Source organism: Dietzia sp. DQ11-38-2 (assembly GCF_014145055.1).
Taxonomy (GTDB): Bacteria; Actinomycetota; Actinomycetes; order Mycobacteriales; family Mycobacteriaceae; genus Dietzia.
On sequence record NZ_JAALDW010000273.1, the window covers coordinates 1 to 3,685 of the forward strand.

Below are 3,685 nucleotides of genomic sequence, written 5' to 3' on the forward strand. Positions count from 1 at the left end.
GCCCGCCGTGCCGACCGCCTCGACGACCTCGTGGGCCGGATCCGGGACGCCGGGGGACGGGCCACCGCCCGACCGGTCGACGTGACCAACGCCGACTCGGTCGCCGGGTTCGTGGCCGCCGCCGGCGAGGCGTACGGCCCACCCGAGGTCCTCGTCTCCAGTGCCGGCAGCCTGAAGATGGCCCGCGTGTGGGAGATGGACCCCGAGGACTTCGCCGCCCAGATCGACATCCACCTACTCGCCGTGCAGCGACTCCTCCACGCCGTGGTCCCCGGGATGGTCGACCGCCGTCGGGGAGACGTGGTCCTCATCGGATCCGATGTGGCCTACACCGCCCGGCCCCGCTCCGGCGCGTACGTCGCGGCCAAAGCCGGCCTGGAGACGATGGCCCACCAGGCCCGCAAGGAACTCGAGGGTACGGGGATCCGCCTCGGGGTGGTCCGCCCCGGGCCGGTGATGACCGAGATGGGCACCGAGTTCGATGCGGAGACCGCGGAGTCGGTCATCAACGACTGGGTCAAGCACGGCTTCGGTCGTCACCCGCGCATGTGCAAACCGGCCGACCTCGCCCGGGGGGTCGCCGCCATGGTGGCGATGCCCCGCGGCGCCCAGATCACCGAGCTGGAGATCCAGCCGGAGGCCCCAATCGAGGAGGATTACTCGTGACCAGTACCGACGGCTCCACCGACACGCCCACCGACACCTCCACCCTCACCGAACCGCGGCGGGTCTCCGGCGGCGGGGGCGAGCTGGGGCACATGGACGAACTCCGTACCGACCCGATCGGCCTGTTCTGGCGGGTGCGCGAGGAGTGCGGCGACCTCGGCGTGTTCAAGATCGTCGACCGCGACATCTGCCTGGCCTCCGGGGCGGCCGCCAACGAGGCCTTCTTCCGTGCCCCGGACGAGTCCCTCGACCAGGCCGCCGCCTACCCGTTCATGACGCCGGTGTTCGGGGAGGGCGTCGTGTTCGACGCCAGTCCCGAGCGTCGCTCGGAGATGCTGCACAACACGGCGCTGCGCGGCGAGCACATGCGCCAGCACGCCGTCACCATCCCCCACGAGGTGCAGCGGATGGTGGGCGAGTGGGGCGACGAGGGCGAGATCGACCTGCTCGAGTGGTTCTCCGAACTCACCATCTACACCTCCTCGGCGTGCCTGATCGGTCCGAAGTTCCGGGAGCAGCTCGACGCGCGGTTCGCGCACCTGTATCACGACCTCGAGCAGGGCACCGACCCCCACGCGTACATCGACGCCTACGCCGACATCCCCGCGTTCCGCAAGCGGGACGCGGCCCGGGCCGGACTGGTGGAGCTCGTGTCCGCGATCATGGAGGAGCGGGTCGCCAACCCTCCGGCGGACAAGGAGGACCGGGACCTGCTCGACGTCCTGGTGTCCGTCAAGAACGACGACGGCACGTACCGCTTCACCCCGGACGAGGTCACCGGCATCTTCATCTCCATGATGTTCGCCGGGCATCACACCACCTCCGGCACCAGTGCGTGGATGCTCATCGAGCTGCTCAGGCACCCGGACTACCTCGCGGAGGTGGTCGCCGAACTCGACGAGGTCTACTCGGACGGCGCCGAGTACAGCTTCGGGGCGCTACGTCAGATGCCCAAGGTCGAGAACGCCCTCAAAGAGACGCTGCGTCTTCACCCGCCCCTCATCATCCTCATGCGGGTGGCGCAGGAGGACGTCCGGATCGGCGACCACGTCGTCCGTGCCGGGCAGACCGTCGCGGCCTCCCCGGCGGTCTCCAACCGGCTCCCCGAGGATTTCCCGGACCCCGACACGTTCGACCCGGAGCGCTACTCCGAGCCGCGACAGGAGGACATCGTCAACCGGTGGACCTGGATCCCCTTCGGCGCCGGACGACACCGCTGCGTGGGGGCGGCGTTCGCCCAGCTCCAGATCAAGGCCATCTTCTCGATCCTGCTGCGGGAGTTCGAGTTCGAGCTCGCGCAACCGCCGGAGAGCTACCACAACGACCACTCCAAGATGGTCGTCCAGCTGGCCCAGCCGTGCACCGTCCGCTACCGGAGGAGGCGGCGCCGGTGACCGGACAGCAGCCGATGCGTGTGGAAGTGGACTTCGACCTGTGCCAGGGGCACGCGGAGTGCCAGGCCGAGGCCCCCGACTGGTTCACGGTGGGCAAGGGCGCGGAGGCCAAGGTGCGCGCCAAGCGGGGCGATATCCCCGACGACCAGCTGGCGGAAGTCAAGGCCGCCGTCAAGTACTGCCCGACTCAGGCACTCCGCCTCGTCGGGACCCGGACCCCCAGGAGTGAGTGACGTGACCCGATACGACCGCGCCGAGATCGCCGAGTTCGTGGAGCGATGGATCGAGGCCAACGCCGAGTGCGAGCGCAACAAGGACTGGACCCCGCTCGCCGAGTTCTACGCCGAGGACGCCACCTACGGCTGGAACTACGGCACGAAGGACGACTTCATGGCCGTCGGCCGGGACGAGATCCGTGACATCGCGCTGGGTCAGGAGATGGCCGGGCTCGACGGCTGGGAGTACCCCTACATCCGCACCATCATCGATCCCGAGACCGGTGACGTGCTGTGCCTGTGGAAGCAGATCGCCCGCGACACCGTCGACCCCAGGACGGGCGCGCCCTACGAGGTCCACGGTCTCGGCGGGTCGTGGTTCCTCTACAACGGCGAGCAGCAGTGGAAGTGGCAGCGGGACTTCTTCGACTTCGGCAACGTGGTGGACCTGTTCATGCGGATGTACGAGGCCGACGCGCTCACCGATTCGATGAAGGCCCGGTTCGAAGCGGGCGGCGACAAGCCTGCCGGGTGGTACCGCATCGAGGACAGCCCGGCCCCGTTGTGGCCGGTGTCCACGCCGGACGAGGTCTGAGTCCGATGACCACGCGCGACCCGGTCGTCAGACGCGACCCTCTGGAATCGCTCGATCACGCGACCCTCGCACGGCTACTCCCCGATCTGCTGCTGATCGGCCAGCTCATCGACCGGGCGGGGATGCCGGCCCTCCTGGGTGAGTTCGGTGTGGACGGGATGCGGGACGTCGCGATCGAGGAGTGGCAGGCCGCGAGCCCGCACTACACCCGTCGGATGAAGGAGGCGTTGTCCATCACGGGCGACGGCGTCGCGGAGATCTTCAAGGGTTTCCAGCTGGACGTGGGGGCGCCGCCGGAGTTCATGGACTTCCGCTACGGGATCACCGACCACGATCACGGGGAATTCTGGCTCGACCACTGTGGCGCACTGATGGATGTCGAACCGATGGGGGACCGGCTCGTCACCACGATGTGTCACGACATCGAGGACCCCACCTTCCCGGCCACCGCGCTCGCCACCAACCCGCGGGCCGTCGTGGAACCGGTCCACCGGCCACCACGCAGCCCGGAGGGCCGGACGCCGCACTGCCACTGGATCGTTCGGATCGACCCGGACGCGGAGCCGGCGGCGTGGCCCGAGCCGGCGGTCGAGTCCGCGAGCAGTCGGGTGGTCGACTTCTCGTTCGAGCCGCCGGCACCGGAGGACACGACCGGTCAGGGCCCCCGCGACGACTACGCCGGCCCGCTGTTGACGGATCTGAGCTTCCCCGAGTTCACCTCGGCCGCACTCGTCCGCATGACGCGCGAGGTGTACCTGCAGATGCACCTGCTGGCGGTGGGCTTTCACCAGTCGGTCCGCCGTCGGTCGGACGCC

The 3,685-nt window shown here is 69.2% G+C and carries 4 protein-coding genes and 1 pseudogene; all 5 read left to right on the plus strand.

Annotation, left to right across the window (positions count from 1 at the left end; all coding sequences use genetic code 11):
* On the plus strand, window positions 1-666 hold a 666-nt coding region (locus tag G6026_RS09900), incomplete at its 5' end, for an SDR family oxidoreductase (protein ID WP_182613071.1).
* 92 nt (window positions 667-758) lie between these two features.
* Window positions 759-2,060 (plus strand): cytochrome P450, encoded by a 1,302-nt coding sequence (locus tag G6026_RS09905; RefSeq protein ID WP_182613073.1) that lies wholly within the window; start codon window positions 759-761, stop codon window positions 2,058-2,060.
* Between the two features lie 14 nt (window positions 2,061-2,074).
* Window positions 2,075-2,293, plus strand: a complete 219-nt coding sequence (locus G6026_RS09910) for a ferredoxin (RefSeq protein ID WP_182613074.1) — start codon at window positions 2,075-2,077, stop codon at window positions 2,291-2,293.
* Between the two features lies 1 nt (window position 2,294).
* A complete protein-coding gene (locus tag G6026_RS09915; RefSeq protein WP_182613072.1) occupies window positions 2,295-2,870 on the plus strand; it encodes a nuclear transport factor 2 family protein in 576 nt (191 codons plus the stop codon).
* Between the two features lie 5 nt (window positions 2,871-2,875).
* Window positions 2,876-3,685 (plus strand): annotated as a pseudogene (locus tag G6026_RS09920) (hypothetical protein); the annotation flags it as partial.

What these genes read in the sequence shown, in the direction of transcription:
- G6026_RS09905 (WP_182613073.1), top strand. Translation starts at nt 759, where the DNA reads ATGGACGAACTCCGTACCGACCCGATCGGCCTGTTCTGGCGGGTGCGC.
- G6026_RS09910 (WP_182613074.1), top strand. Translation starts at nt 2,075, where the DNA reads ATGCGTGTGGAAGTGGACTTCGACCTGTGCCAGGGGCACGCGGAGTGC.